Source organism: Campylobacter concisus (genome assembly GCF_002912425.1).
In the GTDB taxonomy this organism is placed as follows: domain Bacteria; phylum Campylobacterota; class Campylobacteria; order Campylobacterales; family Campylobacteraceae; genus Campylobacter_A; species Campylobacter_A concisus_AH.
In genome coordinates, this window is record NZ_POYR01000135.1 from 1 (window position 1) to 434 (window position 434).

Here is a 434-nt window from a genome sequence, read left to right on the forward strand (position 1 = left end):
CTTATTAACCTTATCCCTCTCTTCCTCTCTCTTATCTATCTCTTTTTCTAGCTTCTCATCAAATACATAAACACCACCATATTTTTTAGCAATGCTCTCTTGCTCGCTAGTTAGATCAGAAATTCTTATAAAGCCATTAAAATAAGCAAGTGGTAGAAGTATAAATAAGCAGATAAAAACTATAAACTTGACTTTTTTCATCATAAATCCTTTTAAATTTAAACTATACAAGATATAAAATTTCTTTTAATTTTATTGTGATTATATTTATAATATTATTAATTTATTATGCCTAGTTAAGGTTTATTAATTACAAAATTTATCCGAAAAACTCCAAATTTCATTCTCATCTATATACTCAAAAAAAGCATAAGCAACATCGGCTATATCAGCATAGTCTTTTATCTTATTTACCATATCTTTATTTGTTAAAT

At 25.1% G+C, this 434-nt stretch carries 1 pseudogene; it reads right to left on the minus strand.

Going from position 1 to position 434, the window contains the following annotated elements:
* Positions 1–201, minus strand: a pseudogene (locus tag CYP84_RS07540) (hypothetical protein); the annotation flags it as partial.
* Positions 202–434 lie beyond the last annotated feature (233 nt).